Source organism: Nitrosospira multiformis ATCC 25196 (genome assembly GCF_000196355.1).
GTDB classification, from domain to species: Bacteria; Pseudomonadota; Gammaproteobacteria; order Burkholderiales; family Nitrosomonadaceae; genus Nitrosospira; species Nitrosospira multiformis.
Genome location: NC_007614.1, coordinates 1,085,813 through 1,109,837, shown reverse-complemented (window position 1 = coordinate 1,109,837; position 24,025 = coordinate 1,085,813). Strand labels below are relative to the sequence as shown.

The 24,025-nt window shown below is 55.9% G+C and carries 19 protein-coding genes and 1 riboswitch; of the genes, 5 read left to right on the top strand and 14 right to left on the bottom strand.

Annotated features, from left to right (window positions below; translation table 11 throughout):
- Positions 1-111: 111 nt before the first annotated feature.
- Together NMUL_RS05040 and NMUL_RS05035 are read left to right on the top strand one after the other, a co-directional pair.
- Entirely contained in the window at positions 112-1,743 is a 1,632-nt protein-coding gene (locus NMUL_RS05040) for an MFS transporter (RefSeq protein ID WP_041352395.1), read from the top strand.
- Positions 1,744-1,886: 143 nt separating this feature from the next.
- Positions 1,887-2,186: a hypothetical protein gene (locus NMUL_RS05035; protein WP_011380303.1), complete on the top strand. Its 300-nt coding sequence runs from the start codon at positions 1,887-1,889 to the stop codon at positions 2,184-2,186.
- Positions 2,187-2,391: 205 nt separating this feature from the next.
- Here the strand turns inward: NMUL_RS05035 and NMUL_RS05030 are convergent, their stop codons facing one another.
- The 8 genes from NMUL_RS05030 to NMUL_RS04995 all read right to left on the bottom strand — a co-directional run bounded on the left by NMUL_RS05030 (position 2,392) and on the right by NMUL_RS04995 (position 11,689).
- Complete coding sequence (locus tag NMUL_RS05030) at positions 2,392-3,591, bottom strand: ABC transporter permease (RefSeq protein ID WP_011380302.1); 1,200 nt, start codon at positions 3,589-3,591, stop codon at positions 2,392-2,394.
- Positions 3,592-3,636: 45 nt separating this feature from the next.
- Positions 3,637-4,845: an ABC transporter permease gene (locus NMUL_RS05025; RefSeq protein WP_011380301.1), complete on the bottom strand. Its 1,209-nt coding sequence runs from the start codon at positions 4,843-4,845 to the stop codon at positions 3,637-3,639.
- A gap of 9 nt (positions 4,846-4,854) precedes the next feature.
- On the bottom strand, positions 4,855-5,328 hold the full coding sequence (locus NMUL_RS05020) for a thermonuclease family protein (protein WP_011380300.1): 474 nt from the start codon (positions 5,326-5,328) through the stop codon (positions 4,855-4,857).
- A 184-nt stretch (positions 5,329-5,512) separates the two neighbouring features.
- A complete protein-coding gene (locus NMUL_RS05015; protein WP_011380299.1) occupies positions 5,513-6,217 on the bottom strand; it encodes an ABC transporter ATP-binding protein in 705 nt (234 codons plus the stop codon).
- A gap of 40 nt (positions 6,218-6,257) precedes the next feature.
- A complete protein-coding gene (locus NMUL_RS05010; RefSeq protein ID WP_011380298.1) occupies positions 6,258-7,412 on the bottom strand; it encodes an efflux RND transporter periplasmic adaptor subunit in 1,155 nt (384 codons plus the stop codon).
- A 147-nt stretch (positions 7,413-7,559) separates the two neighbouring features.
- Positions 7,560-8,717, bottom strand: a complete 1,158-nt coding sequence (gene dinB / locus NMUL_RS05005; protein ID WP_011380297.1) for a DNA polymerase IV — start codon at positions 8,715-8,717, stop codon at positions 7,560-7,562.
- A 41-nt stretch (positions 8,718-8,758) separates the two neighbouring features.
- A complete protein-coding gene (locus NMUL_RS05000; RefSeq protein ID WP_011380296.1) occupies positions 8,759-11,266 on the bottom strand; it encodes an ABC transporter permease in 2,508 nt (835 codons plus the stop codon).
- On the bottom strand, positions 11,267-11,689 hold the full coding sequence (locus tag NMUL_RS04995) for a winged helix-turn-helix transcriptional regulator (RefSeq protein ID WP_011380295.1): 423 nt from the start codon (positions 11,687-11,689) through the stop codon (positions 11,267-11,269).
- A 129-nt stretch (positions 11,690-11,818) separates the two neighbouring features.
- On the opposite strand from NMUL_RS04995, the gene NMUL_RS04990 reads away from it, so the two are divergent.
- Both NMUL_RS04990 and NMUL_RS04985 read left to right on the top strand, forming a co-directional pair.
- Complete coding sequence (locus NMUL_RS04990; protein ID WP_011380294.1) at positions 11,819-12,523, top strand: glutathione S-transferase family protein; 705 nt, start codon at positions 11,819-11,821, stop codon at positions 12,521-12,523.
- Positions 12,524-12,673: 150 nt separating this feature from the next.
- Positions 12,674-13,303: a hypothetical protein gene (locus NMUL_RS04985; RefSeq protein ID WP_011380293.1), complete on the top strand. Its 630-nt coding sequence runs from the start codon at positions 12,674-12,676 to the stop codon at positions 13,301-13,303.
- 150 nt (positions 13,304-13,453) lie between these two features.
- On the opposite strand, the gene atzF is transcribed toward NMUL_RS04985, so the two are convergent.
- The 6 genes from atzF to NMUL_RS04955 form a co-directional block, all read right to left on the bottom strand.
- On the bottom strand, positions 13,454-15,340 hold the full coding sequence (atzF, locus tag NMUL_RS04980) for an allophanate hydrolase (RefSeq protein WP_011380292.1): 1,887 nt from the start codon (positions 15,338-15,340) through the stop codon (positions 13,454-13,456).
- A 2-nt stretch (positions 15,341-15,342) separates the two neighbouring features.
- Positions 15,343-18,981: an urea carboxylase gene (gene uca, locus NMUL_RS04975; RefSeq protein WP_011380291.1), complete on the bottom strand. Its 3,639-nt coding sequence runs from the start codon at positions 18,979-18,981 to the stop codon at positions 15,343-15,345.
- Positions 18,982-19,026: 45 nt separating this feature from the next.
- Positions 19,027-19,725: an urea amidolyase associated protein UAAP2 gene (locus NMUL_RS04970; RefSeq protein WP_011380290.1), complete on the bottom strand. Its 699-nt coding sequence runs from the start codon at positions 19,723-19,725 to the stop codon at positions 19,027-19,029.
- Positions 19,722-20,453: an urea amidolyase associated protein UAAP1 gene (locus tag NMUL_RS04965; protein ID WP_011380289.1), complete on the bottom strand. Its 732-nt coding sequence runs from the start codon at positions 20,451-20,453 to the stop codon at positions 19,722-19,724. The genes NMUL_RS04970 and NMUL_RS04965 overlap by 4 nt, the downstream gene beginning before the upstream one ends.
- Positions 20,454-20,495: 42 nt before the next feature.
- Positions 20,496-22,010: an APC family permease gene (locus tag NMUL_RS04960; protein ID WP_011380288.1), complete on the bottom strand. Its 1,515-nt coding sequence runs from the start codon at positions 22,008-22,010 to the stop codon at positions 20,496-20,498.
- 265 nt (positions 22,011-22,275) lie between these two features.
- Positions 22,276-22,379: riboswitch (guanidine-I (ykkC/yxkD leader) on the bottom strand.
- Positions 22,380-22,562: 183 nt separating this feature from the next.
- A complete protein-coding gene (locus tag NMUL_RS04955) occupies positions 22,563-23,243 on the bottom strand; it encodes an O-methyltransferase (protein ID WP_011380287.1) in 681 nt (226 codons plus the stop codon).
- 338 nt (positions 23,244-23,581) lie between these two features.
- Here NMUL_RS04955 and rnk point away from each other — a divergent pair, with 338 nt between their 5' ends.
- Positions 23,582-23,995, top strand: a complete 414-nt coding sequence (rnk, locus tag NMUL_RS04950; RefSeq protein WP_011380286.1) for a nucleoside diphosphate kinase regulator — start codon at positions 23,582-23,584, stop codon at positions 23,993-23,995.
- Positions 23,996-24,025: the final 30 nt, after the last annotated feature.

Genomic DNA, 24,025 nt, shown 5'->3' with positions numbered 1-24,025 from the left:
AAAAATCGAAAACGTTTTTGTGCCAGATACTCCCGACAATCTTTCTTTCCTGCCCCAACAATGAGCCAGTCTCCCGATAAAAGCGCGGTGGCCGCAACCGCGCGGCCAGCCATGGGTTTCCTCGCTACTGCCGGCAGCTGGCTGGACGAGAATATTTTCGCGCTAGGCCGTGAAATGCGGTTGTCCTATCTGCCTCCACTCATGGTGTACGTAGCTGCCGGCATTTCCGGGCTGACGGCAATCGTCGGCACGTTTTACGTCAAGGAGCGGTTAGGGCTTTCGGCCGAATTTCTTGCGGCGCTCGGGTTCTGGATGATGCTGCCATGGGCGTTGAAGATGCCGCTCGGGCACCTCGTCGACCTCGTGTGGCGGTGGAAGAGCCTGCTGGTGTATCTGGGCGCCGGCTTGATCACATTGAGCCTGGTCATCATGATCGGGCTGCTCGGACACCTGGAGGAAATGCGCGCCATTGCTACTGTGGAGGCGTGGTACGTTACTGCGGCATTGCTCGCGCCTATTGGCTACGTCCTTCAGGATGTGGTGGCGGATGCGATGACGGTTGAAGCCGTGCCTCGAGTCGACAAGGACGGAAACCCGCTGACGCTTGAAAGCCGCAAATCCATGCATGTCACGATGCAGACGCTGGGGCGGGTCGCCATCATCAGCGGCGGAATTCTGGTCTCGATGGTGAATGTTTATGTGTTGCAAGGCGTGGGTGAGTTACCCGAGGCGGGCAAGGCCGCGGCGTACCTGTTCGTCTATGAGCTTGCCTTGATCATCCCGCTGGTTTCCGTTACCGGTGTTCTGTTCGCCTCATGGTTGAGGCGGCGAGATATTAAGCATCTTGTGGCGCAGGGACATAGCCGGATGGAATCCGAAGCGCTGCTTGGGGTTAACCCCGATCCTCCTCCGGTGAACTGGTGGATACTTGGCGGCGGATTGGCTTTCACGGCAGTCTCCCTGAGTGTAGGCCTGAGCCAGATACCCGGGGGAGAGGAAATCATCTTCCTGGTTTCCATGGCCATCGTCTTATTCCTGATGTGGCGGCTGACTGGCGAACTGGAACCCGACGCGCGCAATGTGCTGGTGGGCACGGCAATCCTGATATTCGTGTTCCGCGCCATACCCGGGCCGGGGGCTGGTTCGACCTGGTGGATGATCGATCACCTTGGCTTCGATCAGCAGTTTCTGGCGACATTATCCCTGATCGGCGCGACCTTGACCCTGGCGGGAATGTTCATCTTTCGGCGATTCATGGCTGAACGTTCGATTGCCTATATTATCGGTTGGCTTACCATCGTCGGCACCTTCTTGTCCCTCCCCATAATCGGGATGTATTACGGTTTGCACGAATGGACGGCTGCCTTAACGAACGGCATGGTGGATGCGCGCTTTATCGCAGTGATCGATACGGCGCTGGAATCCCCCCTGGGTCAGATTGCAATGATCCCGATGCTTGCGTGGATTGCCAACTCCGCACCGGAAGCGCTCAAGGCCACCTTCTTCGCCGTAATGGCCTCGTTCACCAACCTTGCCCTGTCTGCGTCGCAGCTCGGGACAAAGTACATGAACCAGATTTTCAGGGTAACACGCGAAGTGACGGACCCCGATACCGGGAAGATTACTGTTCCTGCCGACTACAGCGAACTTGGTCCACTGCTGGTTTCAGTGACCGTGATTGGCCTCGTATTGCCGCTGCTGGCTATCTTCCTGCTCAGGTATTCACGCTTCCGCAATGCGTGAGGTGTTGAAGTGAAAAGGGGTAGCAAATCCATCTCCGTGGACAACCAGAATATTGTCCACAGGAATCAGCCTGCTGGTCATCCTGAATATTTTCAAAGCGTGCTTGCTTTCCGCGGAAGCATCATTTATGGAGTGGAGAAAAAATGCGTTCCATGCGACAAGAAGGCCGGGTAAACTGGCTTGCCCTTATGCTGATCGTTTTTGCCGCATCAATGGCATACTGGCTGTGGCGGGCTCATGTCCAGGTTTCTTACGAAATCGACCTGGCCTGTCGCCTTCCCGATGCCAGCGCCTGCTCCACGGCCAAGGCGCGCTACATGGATAGCTTCTATGCCGCGTGGTTTTCGCAGATGTTCCCGTGGATTCTTCCGTTTGTTCCGGCCTTTATTTATGTTTTCTTTTTCCGGTGGCTGCGCAGGAACAAACAGGCTGCGGGGGATTAAAGATCCCCTTATCTTTTATTCTGCTGTTCTTTTGTGGAGCAAAGAAGGAATCTCGTCCTTCGAGAGACCCAGATGAACGCAGGTTAGGGACCCAGGGTGAACAGGTGCAAAGAAACCAAGTGAGCGGCGAAGAAGCCAAAGTCATCCTCTCCCCATCCCTCTCCCACATGGGGGAGAGGAAGCTATATCAGAGTGAACGAAAAACCTATTCGGCCCGAAGCGCTTCAATCGGATTCAACCGTGCCGCTCGCATGGCGGGAATAACGCCGGCGGCAAGACCGACCAGCACAGAAATTCCGAGTGCGCTGGCGGTGTAATTCCAGGGGATCTGCACGGGCAGACCGATTGCCAGGGATTTCAGCAACCATGCTATTCCCACGCCCGTAGCCAATCCCCCTAAGCCCCCCAACGTAGCGAGCACTGTGGATTCCGTCAGGAACAGAAGGCGGACGCGGGCACGGGTGGCGCCCAGGGCGGTGAGCAAACCGATTTCGGCAACGCGTTCAGTCACGGCAATATGCATGAGCGTAACCATGCCGACTGCCCCTACCAGCAAGGAAATGCTCCCCAGCGCGGCAACTGCGAAAATCAACACGTCCAGAACGGTATTCAACGTATTCAGCATTTGCTGCTGGGGGGTGATGGTGAAATCTTCCCGCCCATGCCTTGAAACGAGGATGCGGCCTATATCCTCCACTACAGCTTCCAGTGGCGCGCTTGGCTGGTATGCAATGTTGATTTCCATTACACCCTCGCGGTTGAAAATTTCCAGTGCGCGGCTAGTGGGAAGAAAGACCGTATCGTCCAGATCGAATCCCAGCACCTGCCCCTTCGATTCCATGACACCTATCACACGAAAGCGCGATAGGCCGACTTGCAGCGTAGCACCCAGAGGATTCGCACTGCCGAACAATTCCGTGCGTACTTTTGAACCCAGCACCACATAGGCGCGAGGATTGCGAGGATCATCCTCCGGCAGAAACCGTCCGCTTGCGACCTTCATGTTGAATGTATGCGCAAAATCCGGGCTTTCACCATAGACGGTGACCCGCCGGCTCCGTCCACGCGCCCGTATTTCCGCATTGCCCATCACGCCTGCGTTAACGTGCTGAACATACGGAGAGTTCTTTAACGCCAGCGCATCCTCGATCGTCAGGAGCCGAGCGCTCCCGATCGCACCCAGCGACCTGCCGTGAGTCCTGATTTTTCCCGGGGTGACCGTAATGATATTGGTACCGAACTGGGTGAACTCCGAAATCACGAACTGATGAATTCCTTCCCCAATGGAAGTCAGGAGAATAACCGCCGCAATCCCGATGCCGATTCCCGTTGCGGACAACAAGGTGCGCAGGCGATGTGCGGTGAGCGAGCGCAGGGCGAAACGCAGCGTATCGATAACGCTCATGCCGCTCCTTTCATACCCTTTTTATATCCATTTCCTCATCTCCGCTTATTTTCCACTCAGTGCGCGCACGGGATCGAGCCTGGCGGCACGCGCTGCCGGTAAAAGGCTGGCGAGCAAACCTGTTATAAAGGCCACTCCCACCCCGGCAACATTAGCCCATAGGGGCGGCCAGGCAGGAAGCTGCGGATAAGCCAGTCGGATCAGCAGGCTACCAAATTGTCCCAATGCGAATCCCGCTATCCCGCCCGCCAATGACAGCCACAACGCCTCGGCAAGAAACAAACGGTGGATTTCAGAGGACGGCGCGCCGAGGGCTTTCAACAAACCGACTTCGGAGGTGCGCTGACTGACCGACACCAGCATGACATTCATTACCAATATGCCGGCTACCGCCAGACTGATAGCGGCGATTCCCGCTACACCAAGCGTCAACGCCCGCAGAATGCGATCAAAAGTGGCAAGTACGGCATCGTGTGTAATTATGGTGATGTCCTCTTCCCCATCGTGTCGCTGCTTTAAAATGTCGCGAATTGCTTCTTTGACGGGCAAAAGGTCGCTGCGGCTTCTGGTTTCGACGAGAATACGGAAAAGGGACGATGTGTTGAACAAGGCCTGGGCATAATCGATAGGAATGATGACGATTTCATCGGTATTGAAGCCCATCGTTTCGCCTTGCGGCGCGAGCACGCCGGAAACGAGAAAGCGCCGGTCACCCAGTCTTACCCGCTGACCGATAGGACTGCTTTGGGGAAAGAACTCCTGTGCGAGCTGTGCACCCAGAACGATTTGCGCGCTGCGCTCGCTTCCTTTTTCTCGCGCAAGAAAACTGCCCTGCGCGAGATCCATATGCCTTATCGGCAGTATAGCCGCCGTGCTTCCCAGCACCGTCACTTCGCGCAGGCGACCGGCGGAAGCAAGTTCGGCAACACCGACGTTGAGCGGCGCATACCGCCTGATTTGCGGCAGATGGACAAGCGAGCGAGCATCTTCCAGCGTCAGGTCGCGCGGAGTCTGCCCCAACGCTGCACCAGGGAGGCCCCCGGAAGTTTCGGCACGACCGGGCAAGACGATGATGAGATTGGTTCCGACGGATGAAAACTGCTGAACCACGTAGCCACGGGCGCCATCTCCCAAGGCGGTTAGTACGACCACTGCCGCCACCCCCAATGACATTGCCAGAATGATGAGCAACGAACGGGTGCGGTAGCTGGCAACGGTTCTGATGGAGAGACTCAACGTGTCACGAAGCTTCACGTCAAATCTTCATTCCTTCCACACTTCGCGCCATTTCCATGGCGGCTTTGAATAGGGATCCGCCCACAAACCACGCTTTGCAGCCTTCGCATCATCCTGAAGGGGCTGGAGGTCACTCTCTTTTACATAGTGATCATAAACCCAGGCCATGCCGCGCCGTACCTGCTCGGCCCCGGCATCGACATCACCACAGAGGACTTGGGCAAAGATGCGGCCATATTGGTCTTTTCCTTTCGGAATAACCGTAACCTGCTGCCAGAAACAAAGATCAGAGAGAGATTCCCTGGAAAGCTTGCCAAAAGGCTGATTCGCTTCGGGCGCATCGATGCCCGCAAGGCGTGCCCTTACCCATTCCTTGTTTATTACAAGGGTAAGAGTGTCTCCATCCGTGACATGAATTACCTGACCGGTGAGGTCAGCATAAGCCAGGCAAGGAAGAAAACTGGAAAACCCGATTGCCAGAGCAACCAGAATACGCGGCATTGCAGTCGCCTCGATCCATCTCCCCGAAAGAACCGAACCTGTGAATGCGCAACTGCGAGCGCAAGTGACAAGGCAGGGAGCTGTGATAGTACAAAATCTGCCAAGTCCATTATAAACAATTTATTGCTGCCACAGGATATATTTCAGCACTCCTGAACTCCTGAAAGCGGCAAATTGATGCAGATCATGCCAAACTGTTGCCTCCTGGAAATTTACCCTGCCTCTCGTCGGATACAATTTTTCCATCACGCATCGCGATATGGCGGTGTGCCCTGGCGCCCAGTTCGCGATCATGCGTCACCACGATCAATGTTGTTCCGGCCTCATGCAAGCCTTCGAGCAGCCCCATGACTTCCGCGCCAATACGGTGGTCGAGATTACCTGTTGGCTCATCCGCCAGCAAGGCAGTGGGTCGCAGGATGGTCGCGCGAGCGATAGCGACGCGCTGACGCTGGCCGCCTGACAGCTCGGAAGGCCGGTGCGTGGCCCGATCCTGCAGATTGAATCCCCGTAGCGCCTCATTCACGCGCGACTTTCGCTCGGCGGGTGGAATTCCCTCCAGGATCAACGGCAGTTCGATGTTTTCCGCGGCGGTCAACCGGGGCACAAGATGAAACGACTGGAACACGAAGCCGATTTTTTCCCTGCGAACGCGCGCCTTTTCGATCTCGGACAGATCGGTTACATCCTTTCCGTCGAGCTCATAGCGTCCGCCATCTGGCTGATCGAGCAAGCCGATGACGTTGAGCAGAGTCGACTTGCCCGACCCCGAAGGACCCATGATGGAAACATACTCGCCAGTATCGATTTCAAGATCGATCCCATCGAGCGCTCGTACCCCCTGGTCTCCCATATGGAAAACACGCGAAATGTCAGTAAGGCGAATCATTCCATTCTGGCGAAGTGAATCAACGGATCACTCCATTGATTCACTGCTCGGCAACCTTCTCCCGGACTTGTATACCGGCTTTGATTTCCTTTGCCTCTGATGACAGCAACACGCGATCGCCTTCCTCCAGGCCACCGGTGACTTCGGTAAATGCCCAGTTGGCCAGTCCTGTTTCCAGCCTGCGTTCAACCAATCGGTTCTCCTCGTTCACCAACAACACCTTGCCACCCTGACGGATCGCCTGGGTGGGCACGCGCAGCACATTCTCATGCCGTTCGATCACCACTTCGACATCTGCGCTATACCCCACCAGCAACGGCCGTTCCGGTATTTCTTCGAAATCCACTTCGATATCCACCGTGCGCGCCTGCTTCTCTACCTCCGTGACATAGGGCGCCACCCGCCGCACCTTGCCGGGGAAGATCTGGCCGGGCAAGGCATCAATCGTAATGCGGGCGAGTTGGCCGATCTTCAGCTTGGGCGCATCGACTTCATCCATTGGAGCGGTAACATACAGACAACTATCATCGATCAGATCAATAGCCGGCGGGGTGGGAATCCCCGGGGGGGACGGAGTGGTATATTCACCCAGCTCCCCGGTGACAAGCGCCACAATGCCGTCAAATGGAGCAGTCAGAACCGTGCGCTCCAGCCCCGCCTCTGTTACTTCTACCTGAGCTCGCGCCCGCTTCACATCGGCAATAGTCGCATCGCAGCTCGCTTGCCGGGCGCGCGCATCGGCATCGGCATTCTCCCGGTTCTGGGCGCTGACGAAGCCTCTCTCGGCGAGCTGACGCGCACGCTCGGCCTCGCGGCCGGCATGGGCCGCAAGGATGCAGGCTTCGCGGCGCCGCTCTTCCGCGGTGATGAGCTGGCGCCGGGCAAGATCGCGCTGGGCGGTCAGATCCGTATTCCACAGTTCCAGCAATACCTGTCCTTTCTTGACCCTGTCACCCTCCTTGACCTGCAACTTGACAATCTGCCCTCCCGCCGCTGGCGCAAGCTTGGCACGCCGGCATGCGGTCACTGTTCCGGCACGTGTATTCACCACGGTGGCTTCCACTGTACTCCGCCCGATGGTCGCAAGCTCAACCTCTATGGGCGCCGGACGCATTGCAAACCATATTGCATAACCCGCCACCATGAGAATAACAATGATAATGGCGAAACGGACCAGTGTTTTTTTTGTTTGCATGGAGAATGGATAAATCGGGTGAAAGCAAGTAGCCGCTTCAAGCAGCCAAGGACACTGCCCATGCTGCTCAATGAAGAAAAAAGGAAGGATTATCGCCCATATTTCACTGGCCCACTTGGGCAACGAGCAATCTGTATGCACACTTCTTCATCGGATGTCCGGCACAGCCAGGGGAAGTTCCCTTTGCTGACTCATGTCCGCGCTCTGCGCCAGCGTCTCGGAACACAACCCGCTCGCGCGAACGCCAAGCAACCGTATTTTCTGCTCAAGAGAGACGCGCCGCAGGCATTCCTGGGCTGCCTTGCGAATGACGGCGGCATTCGCTGTGGGAACTGGGAGCGTGATGTCGCGGGTTACGGTGCGAAAATCTTCATACCGCAATTTGATGCCGATGGTACGGGCAGCATAGCCCTTGCGCTGAAGATCTTCGGCGACTCCCGCGCATAGGCCGGTGAAAATTTCAGAAAGAATGGGACGATCGCGACGCGCATGCAGATCCCGCTCGAAAGTCGTCTCGCGGCTGATCGACCTGGGCTCCGCATGAGTCACGACGGAACGCTCGTCAATGCCCCGGGAAGCCTCATACAGCCAGCAGCCGTTGCTGCGCCCGAACCGCGCCTGCAGGAAAGCGATGTCTACTTGTGCCAGATCACCGATGGTGAAAATACCTGACGCTGCCAGTTTCTGGTTTGCCTTCGGACCGATGCCATTAATTTTACGGACGGGAAGAGGCCAGATTCTGGCTGGAACATCGGCCATGCTCAGGAGAGTGAGACCATCCGGCTTTTCAAGGTCTGAGCAGATTTTTGCCAGAAGCTTGTTTGGCGCCACGCCGATAGAACAGGACAACCCGGTGCTTTCCCGCACAGCCTGCTTGATGCGCCGGGCAAGAGTCACGATATCTTCGGCCGAGTCACTGAGATCGATGTAAATCTCATCGATACCGCGATCCTCTATACGAGGCGCGACCAAAGCAACGGCCGTTTTGAACAGATTCGAATAACGGCGGTATGCGCTGAAGTCGGCGGGCAGCAGGATAGCCTCCGGGGCCAACTGCGCCGCTTTCATCAAGCCCATGCCGGAGGAAACGCCGAAAGCGCGAGCCTCGTAAGTAGCGGTGGTTACCACACCCCGTCCCGCATAACCTTTCAGTTTTGCAAAACGCGGCTCACCATTGAAAAGTTCTGGCTGCTGCTCCGCGCTTCCGCCGATTATCACCGGTAATCCGCGCAATTGCGGGTATCGTTTCAACTCGACCGAAGCGTAAAAAGCATCCATATCGAGATGGGCAACGCAGCGGGCCATTCCTCCTATCCGTTCGAGGCAAAGCGGCAAGACGGGAACATTCAGATCCTGCGCAGGGTCATGAGCGGGGGGGTTGAGAGCGCGGCGCGCGTACCGAGCAATCCCGCCAGAGTCACGCCCGCGGCTCCCGCGCCTATACCGATGAGCCAAATCCACGAATTGAAGGTATAAGTGAGATTCAGCGCATATTCCGCAACGACATAACCGAGTGCGCTTGCTCCCGCCGCCGCGAAAAACCCGGCAAAGCCTCCTAATATGGCAAATTCAGCTGCCCAGGCGCGCGCCAGCTGCCTGCGCCTTGCGCCCAGCGTGCGGAATATGGCCGCCTCCTGAATACGTTCATCCTGAGTGGAGACGATGGCAGCATAGAGTACCGCCACCCCTGCCAGCAGGGTAAACAGGAACACGAATTCGACGGCCCTCGTCACCTGTTCGATCATTCTTTGAACCTGGGCGAGGATGGCAGCTACATCCAGCACGAGCAGGTTGGGAAACTCCTTGACCAGCTGGTTCGTCAGTTCCACATGCGTGGATGGAAGATAAAAACTCGTCACATAGCTTGCCGGATATTGCTCCAGCACGCCGGGCGGCGTCACGACGAAAAAATTTACCCGGAATGAATCCCAGTTCACTTTCCGCAAGCTTGTAACCTTGGCGGAAAACACGCTGCCCGCTATGTCATAAGTCAGTGTGTCGCCCACATGGATCCCGATGGTCTTGGCAATATCCTCTTCGATCGAGATTTCCTCTTCTCCCCGATCCTCAGGTTTCCACCAGCGACCTTTTACGATCTGGTTGTCGCTTTGCATCTCGCTCGCCCATGACAGGTTGAATTCCCGCTCCACCAGCCGCTTGGCGCGAATATCGGCATAATCCTCGGAAGTGATCGCCTTACCATTGATTTCGGTGAGGCGGCCTCGAACCATGGGAAAAACCTTCGGCAGTTGCATCCCGTGCTCTTTGAAAAACGCCGCCAACGGCTCCAGCTGGTCCTCCTGGATATTTACCAGAAAATGGTTGGGAGCATCGGGAGGCAGGCTGGTCTGCCAGTTTCTCAGCAGATCGTCCCGGATCAGTGTCAGCGCCAATAGCGCCATCAATCCCAATCCGAGGGCCACAGCCTGCAGCACACTCGCGACGGCACGGCGGCGGATACTTGCCAGCCCGTAGCGCCACGCACCCCCCGCCTGGTTGCGGATGTGGGTCAGCATTCTCATCAGCAGGAATCCGATTACGCCAAAAACTGCTATTGCCACGATGAAACCGCCGATGACGGAGGCGCCGAGCCGCATATCGCCCGCTTTCCACAGGAACAGCAGCGCCAGTACGCTCAGTCCCAGGCCATAGCCGGCGAGTCCCTGCGGCGGCATTCCGATGTCCCGGCGCATGACGCGCAGCGCCGGAACGCTGCGCAGACCGAGCAGCGGAGGAAGCGCAAAGCCAAGCAACAATACTGTTCCAGTCAGCACTCCGTGCACGCCCGGCCATACGGTGGGCCAGGGTAGTTCGGCTTCAACCAATCCCGAAAGCCAATAGGTAAGAACCTGCTGGGCGACAAAACCGAGAAGACAGCCCAGGCTGCTGGCAACGAAACCCAGGGTGAGAAAATGATACAGATAGAGACGCAGAATGGTGCTCTGGCTTGCGCCGAGGCAGCGCATCACTGCACAGCCATCCAGGTGGCGCTGAGTGAAGCGGCGCACCGCCAGGGCCGCAGCGGCGGCCGCCAGCACCACGCTCGCCAGCGCGGTCAGGCTCAGGAATTTTTCCGCCCGCTCCAGCGCCGACCTGATTTCGGGCCGCGCGTCACGGATACCCTCGATTTTCTCTCCCAGCATCAGGCGTTGCTCGGCCCACTTGCGGAACTCCTCCACGTCGCCCGACTCGCCGGAGACAAGCAGGCGGTAACCAATACGGCTGCCCTGCTGGATCAGCCCGGTCGCCGCCAGATCCGCCTCGTTGATCAGCACGCGCGGCCTCAGGTTGAGAAAACCGATCGAATAATCCGGTTCCTGCGTTATCAGCGCGTCCACAGCAAACCGGGATGAGCCCACCTCGATCCTGTCTCCCCGTTTGAGAGAAAAGCCGATCATGAGCTTTTCGTCCACCCACGCCGTGCCCGGGGACGGAATCCTGTTGGCCATATGGGCCACACGCTCGGCAGGCGGGGTCCCGTTGCTGAAATCCTCGCTGATGCGCAATTCGCCACGCAGTGGATAACCTTCCGTCACGGCCTTGATTTCCGTCAGCAGGCTTTCCTCCCCTTTCGCAGTCATGCTCGGGAACTTGATGGCAGTGGAAATCGACAGATTCCGGCGTTTTGCCTCCTCGGCGTAATGCGGAGCCAAAGGATGATCCGAAAAAATGATCAGATCCGCTCCCAGCAACTGGTTTCCCTGGCGCGAAAGCGCCACCTGCACGCGATCTGCAAAAAAACCGACAGTGGTCATCCCACCCACTGCAATGAGCAGCGCAAATACCAGCACGCGCAACTCGCCCGCGCGCCAGTCGCGCGCAAGCATGCGAAGAGACAGTTTTAGAATATTCATTCAATCATTAAAATCGCTATTTGTACTTCCTGTTTTTGAAACTGGTAATGCGGGTGGATCGACAGGGCGAAACACATCGGTGCCAGGACAGTGCTTCTTGCCCCATCTGCTTATTGCTTCCAGAACGGGCTTGAGATCATTGCCCTTCTCTGTGAGAACGTATTCGTAGCGAACGGGTTTCTGTTGATATACCCGCCGGCAGACGAGGCCCGCCGTCTCCAGTCTCTTCAAGCGATCGGCAAGGATGTTCGAGGCGATATTTTCCGGCGAAGAGATAAAATCGGCATAACGGCGTTTACCGAGCACCAGGTCGCGAATGACCAGAAGCGTCCATTTGTCGCCAAAAATATTCAATCCATTGGTAATGGGACATGAGGAGCGCTTGAATATTATGCCATCACCGGCTTCCGCACCCCCTGTCACAGCTTTCTCCTTCCTCCACCCATAACTTATTATAGTCACTTGCAATTCGCAACATAGTAGGTTAGGCTGCAGGCCCATGCCAAGACGAGCTGATGAGAGGAATGCTGACTAACAAGATGGGGAACAGCCATGTTGATACTGTACCAGTTTGAGCGCACCTGGGGTAATCCGAATTTAAGTCATTTCTGTTGCAAAACAGAGACGTATTTGCGTATGGCAGGGATTGAATATGCAATCAAAACGACGCTTCCACTATTTGCGCCAAAGGGTAAATTGCCGTATATAAAAGATGGAAACATCAAATTGGCGGATTCCCGCTTCATCATCCGGCATCTCAAAAACAGGTATAAAGACCTTGACGAAGGATTGAATCCCGCAGAGATTGCACTGTCCCTCGCAATGCAGCGCCTGATCGAAGAACATCTTTTCTGGGCAACCATGTATACCCGCTGGCAGTATACGGATGTGAACTGGCAGGTCAACAAGAAAGCCATCTTTGACGTCTTGCCCCCAGCAATCCGGGATGTCGCAGCAGTTATCTACCGCTACAGGATTCGGCGTCAAATTTATGGGCACGGCATGGGGCGCCATAAACCCGAAGAGATTTTTGAACTCGGGATGCAGGATATAGACGCGCTCTCTGCATGCCTTGGCGACAAAAAATATTTTCTCGGGGATCAACCCACCACGCTGGACGCCAGCGCCTTCGGCTTCCTGATCAATACCATCGCTTGCCCCATCGAGTCCCCGCTCAAGGAATATGGCTTATCGAAGGAAAATCTCGGAGACTATATTGACCGCATCAAGATGCAATATTATCCAGACTTGCAGTAGCAAGAGCTGGAAGAGCCCCACGCTTGTGATCCATCTCTGTTACGACTGTCAACTGTCTATTGTTGAACCGGGTCAAAGCAGAATACTAATTGTGACTTAAACAACCGCCACGTACACTGGAACATCCAGAGCATCGAACAGGAAAATGGCATGGATTTTTGGCGTAGATTGCCGCCGCGTATGCGGCTTCTGGTTGTAACAGGATTTGTGGCGTTGATGGTGGCGGTGGGAGCACAGTTTCATGTGAGTTCTCAGGGAGATCGGTCTTCAACCTATCCAAAAGGCTATCGCGGCGGGACCTGCACCATCGAAACCGATGCCCTGCTCGTGGGCTATTCCGCCTACTTCATCCCCAGTGACTACGAAATACCGGATGACCCAACCAGCGCCAAGGCGGTTCCCGTCCTCTGTGGCAAAGTGCCCAGCCCGGGCACGCTTAATGTGACGCTGGATCTGCTTTATCCTGAATCTGTTCGTCATGTTCCCCTGGCACTTCGGTTGATCAAACTGTCGGACAAAAATGGGGAACAGGAATTGCTGTCAATACCACCGCAGGCCTATGCATCCGGTACTCTCACTCAGGCTTTCAGGTTTGATGCGGTTGGACAATACGCACTCTATCTCGATGGTAAACGTCCTGGCGGTACCGAGTTCGAGTTACAGATACCGATCAAAGTCGGAACCGACTGGAAAGACTATGTGGCCAAGTACTGGCCCCAGGCACTGGTGTTCCTTTTTATCGTGATTGTCTTGGTGAACTGGAAGAGAATATTTGGATGATCGTCTGCGGATTCTGGATACCAGCTTCACGCCAGGCTATATTGTTGTTTTTATGGCTCCTTCCCGATGTACATCAGCTTCGGAGCAGGAATGGGCGAGGCGAGGACCTATAGGACCTAACCCATCCGGGAGCGGAAGAATACGTCATCCTTATCCCGGATCCACCTCGCGCACCACCTCTTCGCTTGCAATGGGATCAGCCGTTGATTGCATATAGCGGCGCCATCCTCCGAATTGACTGATATCCCTTGCATCCCCTACCGCGTAGCCCTCGCACAAGAAACCCTGCACGGATTCGCCCCCCGCGAGCGTAATGGTGCCGATTCCCAGCGGAGCAGGTATGCCCGCCACAAAGCTGCCGAATTCGCTTGCTGGCAGTTCCCACACCTCGACTTCAATCGCGGCTCCTCGCTCGTTCTTATCCACGCGCACCAATCCGGGACGCAGCGGCGGTATTCCGGGAAGCGCGTAGAATTTGTAGTCGGGGGAGGTTGTGGTACTTGCTACCAGGCGTCCGTTGCGGCTGGTCAGTTGAGGATTCAATGGCAGACCGGACAAATGCGCGCCGCAGACCGCCACACGCACGAGGGCTGGTTGCTCCGGCGGTGGCGGTCGTTGAAAAGATCCCTTTTCTGTCAAAACTTCTTTTTCCAGTGGAGTATCGGTAGCCCCCAGCGGTAGCGCGTACACCTGTTGCAGACGTGCGGCAAGATGCAACAGCGAGCCGTCCTGATGAGCTGGAGCCACCAGGGTTACGCCAAACGGCAATCCATCCTTCTGAAATCCGGCGGGCACTGCCACTGCTGAATAGTCGAGCAGATTTATGTAATTGGTGTAGTAACCCAGATTCGTGTTCAGCCGAATCGGGTCTGCCAGCATTTCCTCTATGCGGTAAATGGTCCCAGCGGTAGGCGTCAACAGGCAATCCACTTCGGACCAGATACGGTCAGCCTGACGTTTCAGCGTACGCAAGCGATACAAGCCGTTGTAGGCATCTGCAGCCGAGAATCGGTGTGCGCCCGCAATGATCTCTTGTACCGGCGAAATTACCTCATCGCTATGCAGATCAAAAAATTGCTGAATGGCGGCATAACGCTCGGCTACCCATGGCCCCCCATAAAGCAGGTGCGCTGCTTCCAGAAAGGGCGAAAAATCGATCTCGATGACCTCACCGCCCAATGCTTGCAGTTGCGTTACTGCTTCCTCGAATAACCTGGCACTCTCCAAGTTGCCAAAGAATTGCAATTGCTGCCGGGGCGGTATGCCAGAACGGAAACGCTGTCTAAGGTTTTGCAAGGCAGGATCATCGCTGCTCCCTCTCTGGCGGGAATAGATGTCTTCCTCATCATAGCTTGCGGCTGCTTCGAGGACTCGCTCCGCATCAGCAGCAGTAAAGGCGAAGATGGACACGCAATCCAGCGAGCGGCAGGCGGGGACGACACCGCGCGTGGAAAGCCAACCCCGGGTGGGTTTATGCCCGATAAGGTTATTGAAGGCAGCGGGTACTCTGCCGGAGCCTGCGGTATCGGTTCCCAGGCTGAAACATGCCCAGCCTTTCGCTACAGCCACTGCTGAACCCGAGCTTGATCCGCCGGAGATGTATTCGGGATTGAAGGCGTTGCGGCAGACGCCATAGGGAGAGCGGGTACCATTCAACCCGGTGGCAAACTGATCGAGATTGGTCTTGCCGATGGGAATCGCGCCTGCGTCGATCAGCCTCTGCACCACCGTTGCGCTGCGTGGCGGTGTGTAGGCAAACGCCGGGCAAGCCGCAGTAGTTGGAACGCCCGCGAGATCGATATTATCCTTGATAGCGAAGGGAACACCATATAAAGGCAGTGCAGCCAGGCCTCTTTCTTCCACTTTCCGGGCATATTGCCGCAGAGATTCCAGCGGCAGCTTGTGTATCCACACGTTGTCGGGATCGTCATGGATCAGCGCATGCACCGCCTCTACCATCCCGGTAGGAGTCAGTTCCCCAGTGACATAACGTTGCAGCAGGGACGGGATATCGCCCAGGAGATCGAGCTTGTTCATATTCATTCCTCCTGAACGATAAGCAACATCTGCCCGGCGGATATATGGCTCCCCTCCTTGCAGAATAGCTGTCGTACCCTACCGCTGACCGGTGTCTCCACAGAGAATTCCATTTTCATGGACTCCACCACTACCACTGGATCTCCCGTTTCGACACGCTGCCCTTCCTTGACGAGCAGTTTCCATACCGTGCCGGTTACATGCGCACTGACAATCTGGGAATCAGCGGGCAAATCCAGTTCGCTCTGCGCATCTGCTTCCTCGAGTGTAACCTCGCTCACGTACTCAGCCTTGCCTTGGGCCTTCCAGCGTTCACGCTCGGCTTCAAACGCAGCCTGCTGCTTTGCTTTGAAAGCGCTGATGGATCCCGCATTTTCTTTCAGGAAAGCGTTGTACTGTTTCAAACTGAATGTTGTCTCCTCGATCTTCAGCTTGAAGTGTCCGGTAATGAAATCCTTGCGCAACTTGAGCAGTTCGCTTTCGCTAACCGGATAGAAACGAATCTGGTCAAAGAAACGCAGCAGCCAGGGTTTTCCTTCCTTGAAGTCGGCTGTCTGGAGGTACCGGTTCCACATCTGCACCGTGCGGCCCACAAACTGGTAACCTCCGGGACCTTCCATCCCGTATATGCACAAATAGGCCCCCCCTATGCCAACCGCATTCTCGGGCGTCCAGGTACGCGCAGGATTATACTTCGTGGTCACCAGCCGATGACGCGGATCCACGGGCGTGGCAACCGGCGCACCGAGATAGACGTCACCCAGTCCCATGACAAGATAATTCGCAGAAAACAGGATGTGCTGCACTTCCTCGATGCTGTCGAGGCCGTTGATCCGGCGGATGAACTCGATATTGCTGGGGCACCAGGGTGCATCGCTGCGCACCGACTGCATGTACTTTTCTATCGCCAGGCGGGTGGCACCATCGTCCCATGACAGTGGAAGATGGACGACGCGTGCCGGGACCTCCATATCATCGATATCGGGTAATTTCTTTTCCGCGCTGACCAGCATTTCCAGCAGCTTATCGCGTGGGAGTACGCGGGAATCGAAATGCACTTGCAGCGAACGGATGCCGGGTGTCAGATCCAGAATGCCTTTCAGTTCTCCGTCATTGCACGTTTTCTGCACCCAATCCATCAGGGCGTGCGCACGGAAGCGCAAATTGAGATCGAGCTCGAGGGGACCATACTCGACCAGCAGATTTTTATCGCCTGCCTGGCGATATACCACCTGTACATGGCCGTCGCTTTGCGGGATGAAGTGGAGCACAGGCATGGATGCGTCGGTTGCGTCCTGCTCCCCCTCGGATGAAACGTTTTGCGGGACCCGGAGGTCTTTTATCCTTGCATCCTGCTGCAACTCCAGCCCCAGCGCCTGCTCCATCGACATCCTGTGGAAGCGCACGCGATCACCCGGCTTGAGCTGTCCCATCTTCCAAAATTCAGCCTGGATGATGGTAACCGGGCACACGAAGCCGCCAAGGCTGGGGCCATCGGGACCAAGTATCACAGGCATATCTCCCGTAAAATCCACGGTACCTACGGCATAGGCGTTGTCGTGGATATTGGAGGGATGCAGTCCTGCTTCGCCGCCGTCACTGCGCGCCCAATGGGGCTTGGGGCCGATCAGCCGCACGCCGGTGCGATTGGAGTTGTAATGCACTTCCCAATCCGTGGCGAAGAAGGTTTCGATATCCTGCTCCGTGAAAAAATCCGGCGCCCCGTGCGGCCCGTACAACACCCCTATTTTCCAGCTGTCGGTGTAGGGCGGTACCAATTCATCCGGCAGTTCCTGCTCAAATCCGCCATTACCGTCTTTTCTGGCTTCAAAGATATGCAGCACGTCGCCGGTGAGGAGCGTGCGGCCTGCATGCCCCCCGAAGTGCCCGAGGGTGAATGTGGATTTGCTGCCCAGATAATCGGGAACCCGAATTCCTCCTTGCACCGCCAGATAAGCGCGGCACCCATGATTTACGAGTTTGCCGAACTGCAACAACGAACCGGCCTTGACGCGATGCGCTCGCCAATAGGCAAGCGGCTCACCATCCAGGCGCACCTCCATCGGCGCACCGCACACCGCAATAACGCTGTCACAGTTGAAGTGCAGCGTCGGACCGGAAAGCGTAATCTCCAACCCCGCCTTATCCTCGCTGTTATCGACGAGACGATTGGCCAGGCGGAACGCCAGACCATCCATCGGTCCCGATGGCGGCACGCCGATACTCCAGTATCCTGTCCGCCCGGGATAATCCTGCACCGTAGTCTGTACACCCGGACTGAGAACATCGATCGTATGGGCGGCATAACGAAAAGTGTTCAGAAAGCTGGTCGTGTGTTGGGCGCTTCGAAACGCATCGCTGCGTAGAGTCTGCCTGAGATAACCGACGTTGGTTTCCACTCCGTGCAATGCCGTCACGTCCAGGGCTTGCAGCAGCCGCGCAATGGCCTGCTCCCGGTCCGGCGCATGCACGATGATTTTTGCCAGCATAGGATCATAAAATGGCGAGACCTCGACGCCGCGTTCCACCCAGGTTTCCACGCGTGCCGCGGACGGAGGCGGAAACTCTGCGGCGGTGAGAATACCGCAGGAAGGTTGAAAATCTTTGACCGCGTTCTCGGCGTACACGCGTACCTGGAGGGAGGCCCCCTGCGGCTGGATATCGAATGAATCGAGAGGGGGCAAGTCTCCGGCGGCTTGCCGAACCATCCATTCCACCAAGTCGATACCGGTCACTTCCTCAGTTACCCCGTGCTCGACCTGCAGCCGCGTATTCACTTCCAGGAAATAAAATTCTGCAGCGGAGGCATCGAAAATATACTCCACCGTACCCGCAGACTGGTAATTGACTGACTTGCCCAAACGTACCGCGGCATTCAGCAACGCCTGGCGCACGCGTGGCGGCAGATCGGGGGCCGGGGTTTCTTCGATCACCTTTTGGTTACGCCGCTGCATCGAGCAGTCGCGCTCCCCCAGTGCGATCACCCCACCCTTGCCGTCACCGAATATCTGCACCTCGATATGGCGCGCCTTCTCCACATATTTTTCGAGAAACAGGCCGGCGTCCTTGAAATTGTTCTGCGCGAGGTATTTCACCAATTCGTAGTTTGCACTCAACTCTTCCTTGTTCCAGCACAAACGTATGCCTATGCCGCCCCCTCCCGCCGTGCTTTTCAGCATGACCGGGTAACCGATATGAGCTGCCTGGCGCAAGGCCTCATCCAGGTCTTCGAGCAAGCCTGTGCCCGGCAGCAGCGGTACCCGGTTCTGCAGCGCCAGTTTGCGCGCCGTGTGCTTCAAGCCGAACGCGCGCATCTGATGGGGAGTGGGGCCAATGAAGGAAATACCATGGTCAGCGCATTGCTCGGCAAATTCAGCTTTCTCACTGAGGAAGCCATATCCTGGATGAATTGCATTTGCCCCCGCATGGCTCGCAACCTCCAGGATCTTTTCGGCGCGCAGATAGCTTTCCGCGGCGACTCCACTGCCTATGCAGTAGGCTTCATCGGCTTCGATCACATGCCGGGATAACGCATCTGCTTCGGTATAGATGGCAACGCTCTTTACCCCCATACGCCGTAGAGTGCGGATAATCCGACAAGCAATGGCGCCGCGATTGGCTATCAATACTTTTTCAAACATGATTTATTCTCGGTTGAGTGAAAAACGGCCGGGATAGAAACTGGACTATGTAAAGCTCATCTCACTGGGGTCGTCCCAGACCAGCAATCGAATGGGGGTGGGATTGTAGGCGTTGCATGGATTGTTCAATTGCGGGCAGTTCGAAATCAGTACCACCACATCCATTTCGGCCTTCATTTCCACGTATTTGCCAGGCGCGGACACGCCATCCACGAATTCCAGGCCACCCTCTTCCGTCACCGGCACGTTCATGAAGAAATTGATATTGCTCGGAATATCGCGTTTGCTGATACCCAGCTGCTGGCACTCCGGTTCATGCGCCAGCGCGTGCAGAAAGTTATCGCGGCAACTGTGCATGGGAAATTTCTCCAGCGCATACCGCACTGTATTGCTCTCCGCCGCGCATGCCCCTCCCAGGGTGTCATGCCGTCCGCATGTATCCGCAACGATGGTGAGCATTACGTTGCCATAATTCGAGTACAGCTTGCTGCCGGTAGTCAGATAGATTTTCTTCTGCCTGCGTATGGTATCGGTTGCGCTATAGCGCTCCACCGCGTGCGAAGCGTTGTAAAACAGGGTATCGACGGCCTGGTTGCCTTCCAGGTCCACAATCCGGAATATCTGCCCCTCCCTGACGATCTTGACCCACGGTTCTCCCGCGGGACAGATTTCATCCACTACTGCCGCATCGGGATCGAACATGCTTTCAACAAAACTCTTCTTGTTCTTGAAATTCGCATTCATGCCGCACCTCCATGACAAGCATATAAACATTCAGTGTTTTGCCGGGCACGCTGGTTTTCGGAAATATGCGCGCATTCGGCAATCGCCGAGGATGGGGTCGCAAAAGCAGCGAGATTGACTGCACCGGGCTGGTACGTCGTGGAGGGGTCGAGAGGATGCGGCGCAGCGGATAACACCACCAGCGTATCCATTTCGAAACTCAAATCCACATGATCTCCCGCTTTGCTGTTGCCGGAGTGGAAGGTGAGTTCACCGGCTGAATTGGCGGTCACCTTGCTGAAGAAATTGATATTGGATACGACGTCCCGCATACCCAAACCCCATTTTCCAAGCTCGATCAGCATGCCGTCCAGTCCATTGCGGAACATCTGGTTGCGGTGCTCCTGATACCGTGCAGTACCGTATTTCCGGCGTATCAGGTCGGCATCGCTCAGGCCACAGACAGTATCGTGCCAACCCGCGCTATCCGCGGTAATGCAGCAGAATATCCTTCCCATATCCGAATGGCAGGCATGTCCCTTGGTCAGGCGGAAGGTGTGCTGGGATTTGAGCGTATCGGCCATGTTGTAGCGCTCCAGTTTTTCTTCCTGATTGAAGAACAACACCGAGGCATTGGCGCCGCCGCTGACATCCGTCATGCGCAGCGTGGTACCGCGCCGCAGAATGCCGGACCAGTGGCAGCCCCCGGGAATATGTTGTTCCCACAAATATGCATCCGGTTGATTCATCTCTCTTTCTCCTCATCACGATAGTTTTTCAGGTGTATCAGCTCAATTCGTAGATCGATGCGGTGTTTTCGCTTCCCTCTGCATGCTGTGTGAAGTGGATTTTTTACGCATCTTGTTTATCAGGATATACAGGGCCGTAATGCCGAGAATGCTGCCCAGCACCAGGGGTACCGCCCAAAGCTGCCACCACGGGGCATCGGGAGCCGCTGCATAGGGACGCGGCCAGGCAATATTGACAAGTTCGAATACAGACCAGATAAAAGCGGCTGTGTTGATCAGCAACCCCCAGACGCCAAGCTTCAACTCACCCAATGCCGGATTCCAGCGCCCGGTAAGCCGCGTGAATAAACCCACGCCGGTCGTCATGGAAAACATGGCGTAAAGCCCCCCCGTGCCGAAGGCAATCACGGTAGCCACGGCGCCATCATTCAATCCGAACAGCAATCCCAATCCTGCCAGCGATACGGTACAGATAACGGCGTTACGGGGCGTCTTGTCGGGCCCCAGCCGGCTGAGAACAGCGGGCATATGGCCTTCGCGGGCCATGGAATACACGATACGCGAGGTATATTTCACCACCGAGGCGCCGCAAGCCAGGAATGCGACCATGACGATCGCTAAGAATGGCTTTTCCGCCCACTCGCCAAAACTGCCGGTAATCACAGGCGTAATCGGATCGGAAGTGGCACTCGCAGCAATCAGTGCCTCGCGATCGAACGCCAGTGTCAGTGCGGCGGAGTTGAAAAGCACCACCGATCCCACCATGCATAAAGAGAAGAAGACGGCGCGCGGCACCATCCTCTTGGGTTCGTGCGTTTCCTCCGCGATGGTGGAGCAGGCATCAAAACCGATGAATGCCCATCCGGCGATCGCCAGCGCTGCAAGAAACGCGGATAACTGGTCTGGCGCGGTGCCCGTGCCGAGATGCTGGAACAGTTCGGAAAAAGAATGCTGCCTGAAAAACAGGAACAGTAGCAGCGCCACGCCCAGGGAGCCGACAACTTCCGCATAAACTCCCATTGTGATGACCAGCTTGAAGATATTGACGTTAACCAGATTGATAATGGTACACAGGAGGAGGAATACTGCGCCCCAGATCACGAATGCGGAGCCGGTTTCGCTCTCGGCTCCAAAAAACAGGGCAAGCCAGACACCACCCGTATAGGCGGTGGTGGTGAGCATGGCAATAGTGGAACTGACGTAGATGACACCGGCAAATTGCCCGGTAGTCACCCCTCCAAGTTGGCGCGCCCATTTGTATGCGCCCCCTGCAATGGGGAATTGTGAAGACAGCTCGGCGTAGACCGTGGCCACGAGCAGCTGCATGACGAGACAGGTAGCCAGCGCGCCAAACCATCCGCCTCCTGTCACAGTGGTCTGAACGCTGATGATGGCGTAAAGCCCTACCACGGGGGAAACAACCGCGAAGCCGAGCGTAAAGCTGTTCCATACGCTCATGCTGCGATGAAGCTTGTCGCCGGTGACGAGCACAACGCCAGGAGCAGAAGCAGGAGGAGCGGGAGGGACGACGGCGCCGCGGCTTTCCTCTACAGGCATGATAACCCTTTCTAAACAAGCGGGAAGATTTTGTTCTGCCAGTGACGCGCCGGCCTCCTCCCCGAAGCGCTAAAGGCGGGATGCCCGGAAGTACCGGCCGGAAAAACATGAAGATCGAGGAGTATGGACGCAGACACGGGAATGCCGAAAGCATTCAGGCCATGCGCGACAATTGCAGAAACAGGGAAAAATACGGAGGGAGAGTACACGACGGGTCTCCTTTTTCGGCAGTTAAAATTCCAGGAATCAATGTAATAACTACATGATCTCCCGGGCTTTTATCCCTCCGTGGAGCCTCGTCATGACGAAGCCGGAAACTCTCGGACCAGACACTTCGAAAAAGAAGCCGGAACCCTAGTTTCGCGCTACAACTTTACTGGAAACCAGTTTTACACATCTCATTCCGAAATACAACAAGAAATTATAAAAATTTTCTCTCGATTTGCCCCCCCGGATTTGAGCCTTCGATATTTTATTTGGATATTTTTCAGCAGCCCTGCTCTCTCCAAGGATTCGCGGCTTAGGCATTGGAGACTGATTAAAAATAGCGTGTCATTGTGACTTTCTTCGCGCCACGACGACGCCATCCCGCGTTGGATTTATGAAAGCGTCAAATTCGGGATCGCCAAAAATCAACCGGTTGTGCTCGAGAATGGCCTCGGTCCATCCGGGAACAATATCAACATAACGTTCCACCGCCACCCTTCCATGCCAAAGCACGTTATCGGCAATATATAGCCCATGCGGACGAATCCTGTCCTTTGCCATACGCCAGATTTCCGGATAATCCCCCTTGTCCGCATCGTTGTAGCAGATGTCGAATAATCCTTCGGTCTGCCCGAATATCTCCTGCGCGATGCCAGTACGAAAATCGATCCTCTCCAGCAGATCTGCAGACTTGAGATACTGTTCGGCCTTTTCCTTGTTCTGAGGATCGCCATCGGTACAGATCACCTTTCCATCCGCCCCGGCTGCTTTTGCGAACCAGTAAGCCGAGTAGCCGTAGCCGCTGCCAAACTCGAAAATACGTTTGGCATCGATCGTTTTCGCCAGCGTCTCCAGAAAAACACCGACCAGGCGGCCAACGATGGGAAAATTGTTTTTAGCAGCCACCGCTTCCATTTCAGTCAGCACAGGATGATCAGTCCGACCCACGAGGCTGCGCATATACTTTTCGATTGCCGGATTTACCGGGTCCAATTGAGAGGGATTTACAATAGTTGGAGATTGCATGGCCACCGCTCCTCAAGAAACAAGAAATTATGTGCTCGTCGTATGCTCCTTATTCGACTCTACGCTCAATACGATGAGGGGTCAAAGGTGAGCGGCACTGTCATTAATCCTGATAAGCGGGAGTGCCCATAAAAGCAGCATATGAACTCCCGTCGCTCCGGTAATATCATGACATTTGATGATAGAATCAGTGGCATCCTATCCGATCGGCCCGATCAAAACTTCCGGCGAGGAACCGGCACTGGAAGTCAGGAAGACAGGAAGACAGCAATAGTAAGCACTTGGCACTGTAGTAAGAGGAATGACGGGGCGATGACTGAACTTGAAACGAGGTTGAAATGAACAGCAGACCGCACATCATATTGACATCCCAGGACCTGGACAGGCTTGAGACCTTGCTCGAGTCGCTTCCAGCCAACGCGGTTCCTGGCAGTGCGGAACTCCAAGCCGAGCTCGAACGCGCCGAAATCGTCGAGCCCGAGCAAATACCGCCCACGGTGGTAACCATGAACTCCACAGTACGGTTCAGCATCGATTCCTCAGGCCAGGACTTCCGCCTGACGCTGGTCTATCCAAAAGATGTTGACGGGTCCGGTAATAAAATTTCCGTGCTTGCGCCGGTTGGCAGCGCCCTGCTCGGGCTTTCCACAGGCGACGAGATAGAGTGGCCGCGTCCGGGGGGCGGCACCATCAAGGTACGGATAGAGGAGATCATCTACCAGCCGGAGCGCGAGGGGAAGTTTTACAGGTAGAGACACCCCCTTTTTGGACCTTTTGGAGTG